This window comes from Bacillus sp. FG16, assembly GCF_057809515.1.
Window position 1 is genome coordinate 1 of the sequence record NZ_JBMDKC010000169.1, and the last position, 6,794, is coordinate 6,794.

The 6,794-nt window shown below is 34.3% G+C and carries 5 protein-coding genes; all 5 read right to left on the bottom strand.

The features are described from left to right. Positions 1-109 precede the first annotated feature (109 nt). On the bottom strand, positions 110-301 hold the full coding sequence (locus tag ACODS7_RS30580) for a hypothetical protein (protein WP_243168499.1): 192 nt from the start codon (positions 299-301) through the stop codon (positions 110-112). Between the two features lie 38 nt (positions 302-339). Next, positions 340-2,478: a peptidase domain-containing ABC transporter gene (locus ACODS7_RS30585; protein WP_243168498.1), complete on the bottom strand. Its 2,139-nt coding sequence runs from the start codon at positions 2,476-2,478 to the stop codon at positions 340-342. An 11-nt stretch (positions 2,479-2,489) separates the two neighbouring features. Beyond that, complete coding sequence (lanM, locus tag ACODS7_RS30590; RefSeq protein WP_243168497.1) at positions 2,490-5,543, bottom strand: type 2 lanthipeptide synthetase LanM; 3,054 nt, start codon at positions 5,541-5,543, stop codon at positions 2,490-2,492. A 117-nt stretch (positions 5,544-5,660) separates the two neighbouring features. After that, positions 5,661-5,831 (bottom strand): lichenicidin A2 family type 2 lantibiotic, encoded by a 171-nt coding sequence (locus tag ACODS7_RS30595; protein WP_243168496.1) that lies wholly within the window; start codon positions 5,829-5,831, stop codon positions 5,661-5,663. A 331-nt stretch (positions 5,832-6,162) separates the two neighbouring features. Beyond that, the gene (locus ACODS7_RS30600; RefSeq protein WP_243168495.1) at positions 6,163-6,549 is read right to left on the bottom strand and encodes an ISAs1 family transposase; all 387 of its coding nucleotides are present in this window, start codon (positions 6,547-6,549) and stop codon (positions 6,163-6,165) included. Positions 6,550-6,794: the final 245 nt, after the last annotated feature.

Sequence of the window (6,794 nt, forward strand, 5' to 3'; positions counted from 1 at the left end):
CTATGTTTCTATGAATCTGTAAAAGTACACCTTTACAAATAGAAATCCCCTTACACGTAAGGGGATTTCAGACACTTTGTTTTTGTTCATTAAGTTCTTTTCAATTTATCTATTTACTTTTTTGTTTCCATACGCCATTATTTTTATAGTATATTCTTTGTTGACTCATATATTCAAACAATGTAGTGGCATTCATATTATTTCGATTTCTTTTCTTTTTTCTCTTCTTTTTTCGTTTTTCTTCTTTTACACTTTGTAAATCCTTTTTCCATTGTTGTAATAAAGCTTTTTCATCTCGCATCGAAGTTCCTGCCTTATTATCTAATCTAAATCATCATTTTAATTTTCAACTTCTCTATGATACATATGATAATACGGTCCTTTGTTTTTTAGGAGTTCTGCAGGGGGACCGGTTTCGACAATAGTTCCATTTTCCATGACAATAATTCGATCAAACTGTTGAACGGTTTGCAAACGATGTGCAATGACAATACAAGTTGCTTTCATCTGCTGAATCGCATTCATAATTTTTTGTTCAGAAATATTATCTAATGCACTAGTTGGTTCATCCATTAATAAGAGCGGTGGATGTTTGTAAAATGCCCGAGCGAAGGCAATTTTTTGCCGTTGCCCCCCTGATATATTTGAACCATTCCCAGATATATAGGTTTCGAGTCCTAAGGGTAGGTGTTGAATCATCTCATGAATGTCTGCTTTCTGTATAATCGTATGGATATACTCCTCTTTTGAAGCTGTATCATCCCATATAATATTTTCTCGTAAAGAGAGATGAAAAATGGTCGGGTCTTGATTGATATAGGCAATGCCTTCCCTAAATTTTCTTGCATTTACCTCCGATAAATCGGTTTCTTGTGCTAAAATCTTTCCGGTTGTTGGCCGATAGATCCCACCTAATAGTTTTAATAAGGTACTTTTTCCTGATCCACTCTTTCCAACAATCGCTACTTTTTCGTTTGGTTGAATGGAAAGAGTGATATCATATATCGTAGGACGTTCAAATGTACTATATTGAAAAGATACCTGTTCTATTTTGATGGGAAACGGTCCTTTTAGAATTAATTCTTTCTGCGAAGGTAGGTCTTCTGTTTTTGCTCGAAACACGCTTTGTACTTTTTCTACATACGAGTAGAGTAATAAAATATCTGTGTACAAATGAGAGAGAGAAACAACAGGTATGAGAAATGCAAGTGCCATTGCATGGACGGCAATCAATTCACCAAGCGTCAGTTGATGCTGCAGCACTTGTACTTGTCCAATACAAAGCAACATCATAGGAAAACCAAATTGTAAGGTACGAGGTATATTCTCTATAAAGGATGTCAACCTTCCTTTTTGTTCTACAATTTGTAGTTGTGTTTTAAAATGAGAAAACCATTTTTGATAAAAATAGGATTCTACCCCCATGGATTTAATGGTTTCCATTCCTTCTATTAATTCTACACTCGTATTTTGTACATTTGTCTGTGCGACTAATTCTTCTTGATGGATATTTCGAATTTTTTTGGCATGGAAAAAGGTAACGAAGAACATGAGACCTGCAACGATACATGTGATTCCAGCTAAAAAAAATGAATAATAAAACATCATACAAACATATAAAAGAACAAAGATGCAATCCATGAAAAGAGTAAGTATTTTTTGCGAAATGATTTGGCGAATATACACATTTAAGTTGGAACGAAAAACAAGGTCCCCTGTGGAGCGATTGGTAAAAAATTGTAAGGGGAGTTGAATCAAGTGTTGAAAAAATTGTGTCATCAATTCCCTATCAAATTGTTTTTGAAATTGGTTAATTAATAAACCTCTTCCCACTTGTAAGCTATAATACACAATGCTTACAATAATAATAGCAAACCCTATCCACCATACATCATACTGCCGGGTAGCATGTATCTGATCCACCATCTGTTGAGTGAGAAAAGGAACTACCAATATCAAACATTGCAATACAATCGTACATACACATAACTGGATGCCTAATTTTTTCTGCGAGAATAGTATATTCTTAAATACCGGCGTAAGAACAGAACGTGTTTTGTTCTGGCTAATAGATTTACTGATGGAAGTAGGGTATAACACAATATCAGAAAAATGATGGAAAAATTCATCTGCGTCTATCGACTTATGATGTTTCGCAGGATCTGCAATCCATACTTTCTTTTCGGTAACTTTCTCTACTACAACATAATGTTTGTTTTCCCATAAACAAATAAAAGGTACTGTGATAGACATCAAGTGATTGCGATTTATTACACGGATTCCTTTCGTTTGAATGCCATATGTGTGTAAGATTTGTTGTAAATGTTGGAGAGTATGCCCACCTTTGGGAACGCCCCATGTATCTCGTAATGTTTCTAAATGAACTGTGTGACCATAATAGTTCACTATCATGGTCACACAAGCTAACCCACATTCACTATGTTCCATTTGCTCAATCCATTTTATTTTGTTTCTCATCGTTTTCTTCCTCACATCATATTTAAGTACAAGATATTCGGTGCTTTTTTAGCATCATATATTCTTAACAAGGTATAGCCAATACCCGCTAAGCCTGTGAATATCCCCACCGAAGGAAATGTTGGAAAAGAAGGAAGAGAAAATGTGCCCTCTGACTGCGCCCATATCCGTTGGATATGAGGTAATAACACTTCATACACATCTTTTTCACCCGAATATAACTGATAATATTGAAATAAAAACTCCAAATCGCCTGCATTTCCTGTCAATAATGTATCTTCTTGTTTAGGTTGATTGACAATGGATTGATAGCACCATTCGATTTCCTTGTGTAAATGTGCTTGTTTGATATGTTTTTGAAAATGGATACGATGAATACCCGTATTTGCGAGACTCTCTGGCCACACATTCGCTTTATTTTTGTGAGCTTGAGCAAACAATCGCTGATCTTGTTCTAGAGCTGCTAGCGCTTTGGAATCAAACACTCCTTTTCGCTTCGTAATGGAATTAATTTGCCCCCATGCATAGGCAGCCCCTGCATATCCTTGTGTAAATCCCGCTTGCTTACTATTTGTGAACTGTAGGCGTTCTCCTAATAGCTCTGCATATTCCCGATACTTCTCTTTTTGGGTAAGTTGATAGAGATTCACCATGTTTATAATCATACTGGTTGGGCCATATAGCCATTCAGGGGATGACATGTATTCTGTTTGCATCCATTTTTCTATCTGAGTCTCCATATATTGTGCATATATTGGTTTTCCTGTGCGAGCGTATAAAAGGGAGAAAGGATATAGAATCGATTCTTGACCAATAAATGCATTTCCATGTTGTTCTTTTTCTAGTTGAGAAAATATTTGATTTTCAATTTGCTTCATTACAACTTGGTACATAGAAATATGTGTGTATTCATACAGTGTAGAAAAATACAACAGCATCCCCGCTAGACCATCTGACAGATTTACAGTTAATGGACTAATCGTTTGTGTGCCATTGGGCGTTCTATTGACACCATTCCATGTTGCGGTGTTTTGATCTCTTGCTACAATTCTTTGCTGGACTAAATCATCTGCAATATGGATAGCTTGTTCTAGTAACCATTCTTTTGATATTTGTGTGTGCACATACGGAGCATGTCGAAATTCCAATGGTTCTACCGTAGGTTGTAATCCCAAAGAAACTTTTACATGTGACATTTGTTTTTGAATCATATGATCATCTATCGTTTGCATACGATGGATACTTTTCTCTAATGCTGTCTGTTCATAAAAATCCTTTACATACTTACCTGTACCTGTGAGTATATCTGTAGAATCTGTCCGATTATAAAAAATGGGGATATCTCCGATCAACAATTCTTCATTTTCATGTAAAATAACTTCTTTATTTCGATAGGAGTACGCCCAAGAGTTTTCAAATAATTTTTCACGTTCTTTCCAATCTTGTGTACAGGTAGGGTGATAAGAGAATTTTAACAAATCCCCATATCTTTGTGTTCCTTTTAATACATTTCGAACTTGTATTCCTTTAAATAAATCCATAACTATATCTACAATTTCTATTTTATTTTCCTTAAAAAAGAGAAGCATCTCTTCAAAACCTTGTAAAATGAAAGAGCGGTACTCCCATGCTTTTACTTTTTTTTCATGGAGCATCGGAACATTTTGAGAACCTTCCATCACATAGTCTTGATACGAGAAAGACATTTGATCTGAATTCAAGTTCGTCGGCATTAATATTTTATAAGGAACCTGTTGTTCATCTCCACAAAGTGCACTAAAATCTATGCCTTTTCCACTTTCTGAGCGTTCTGCATACGAAATAAACGGTAATAGGCCTGTCATAATAATAGAATCGTGATTGATCCATTTGGTTTCCGTGAATGCATCAATCCCAAATTCAACAGGAACTTCATGTTGAAAAAGAGTTTCTACATCAATGAGTACAGGATATTCTCCATGTGCAATTAAATTTTCAAAATGTAAATCCGTTCCACGTAAAAAGTAAGCTATACCAAGCAAATAGCCAAACCGTGTATAAAATCGCTCCACTTCTTTTTTTGAAGTACAGGCTTTGTATGCTATACACTCCTCAATAGCATACACTGGGGTAACAATTTTATTGCAAACAAGTAGTTGAAAAGCAGATTCTTTTCTTTCCAACCAATTCAAAAACTGATCATATTTTTGAGCGATTTCTAAATTTTTTGGTTTATAAACCAGTTCTAACCCTTGATCTAGTGTAAATAAAATAACGGCTTTCCCTTGTTCGTGTGAATCCCCAGCTCCTATTTGGATAGCTGTGATTTCCCATCTTCCATTAAAATGAAACACTTGTGAGATTTTTTCTCTCTGATCCGTTATATGTTGGAAAAATCTTTTCATATTTTGTACAAAAAATTGCGTTCGGTACGTGAGTAATTTTGTTAATGTAGGATATTCACATAAAAAAGAGAGCACATTTTCTTCTTTACCAAATCGTTCCTCTAGGTAAGAAACAAATCGTTCTTCAGAGGTAACACCTGAAAACGATTGTTTCTGTTTTCTATCGTGTAGATCATGTACGAATGTTTTGGCTGCAAGAGTCATTAATTCTTGATAATAAGCGTCTTCTATCAAAGATAGGACATGTGAAGTGACTTGAATTTGATCACAATTTTGAAGTATTTGTTGGATTTGTTGTTTGAATCCATATACAAAATAGCGTAATGCATATTTAAAATCATGTGGTTTCGTACCATCTGCTTCTGGGTCATACCTATCTAACAACTGATTCAAATAGAGGAACCACTCTTCTTGTTTCACATATTCAAACAATTTCTTTTTATCTTCTGTTGTAAGGGATTCAATCCCCCTATTAAAACTGTGTATATCTACATTTTCAAAAGCTAATTTTGTCTGAAATCCTTCTTCATCAAGTAAGGTTCTTCTACTTCGCCATTTTTTTAATACTGTTAGATCTGAGGTTTTCTGATATTTGGATTCCTGTAACACAGCAATTCTTTCTTTAATGGTAGTAGATAAAGCAAAATTTTCTATTTGTTTTACATGTTGAAGTTTTTTCATACATTCCTCTTCTTTCTAAAAATCTTCCTATTTCTTAATATAAATATTCGTTTAGCCATATGAGAATAAAATAAGGCACATTCATTTTGAAATGAATGTGCCTTATGCATTTTAGAATTAGAATCTCCACGGAGAACAATCTGGAGTTGTGTATGTATCTGCTTTTGCAGCGCCACTTCCTTGAATTGCACTCATTTCTTCTACAGACAATTCTTCAAATGCATAACCTACTTTTGAATCTTTCTCTAGAGATACTTCTTTTTTTGCATTTTCTTTCTTTTCTAACATGCTAATTCCTCCAAGAATATGAAATAAATATAGACAACAATCCCAAAATACTCATAATGATAGTTTGAGATTAACTGTCACACTTATCATATTACTGTTCCTGATAAAAAGACATATGAAAAAAGTCTCTTTACAATGGGATTTTTCAGTATTGTTTTCATATGCTCTTAAAAATAAAAGGTACTGCAAAATCCATACCTTTATGAATAAAAAGAACAGACTATTAAAATAGTCTGCCCATAGGTAACAGGACAATCGCATGAAAAATATAGTCTTATTTCAGATAGATATACGCGTTAATTTTTACATATTTAGTATAGATGGTAAAAATTTATGAAGTGCCATAGATAATAAAACTCGCTTTTGCCGCATTACCGCGCATTGTTTTCCCATCAATATTGATGATTTTATTTATCGTGGGATCATTGGTTTGTATAAAAAACTGATTCCAATTTGTTTGCAGCTCATAAAGATACGTTGGATCGACTAATTGTAAGACACGACCAATCGTATCATGAGAAGGCATACCATTTGGAAAAGAAAGATATTTTCTTAATGTCTCTGCATGGCATTCACCAAAAAATTCGATATCGACCAGTGTGTCCGCACCCGCAAGGGTGGCAATCAGGACAAGCCCAATTACATCCTGTAACGTATGCTTTACTTTATGTTGTTGTCTTGGGTCTTCAATTTGAATTGTCTCCATAAAATGTTTCATGATTTCATCTATCCTTGCACTTTTCCTTAAGAATAGCGTGTATATAACATCGGCTCAATATTTTTCATGCGATTGTCCTGCATAGGTAAAAGGTGAAATGAAAGTTACGCAAATTTATAGTATAATGAATTTCTGAATAATAAAAGGTAGTAACAAAAAAAGAACGGTTCTATTGGCAGAGTCCGTCCTACGAGAAGGGAATAATGACAGTTATTCTTCTTAATTATACTTAATAAAACAGAAAA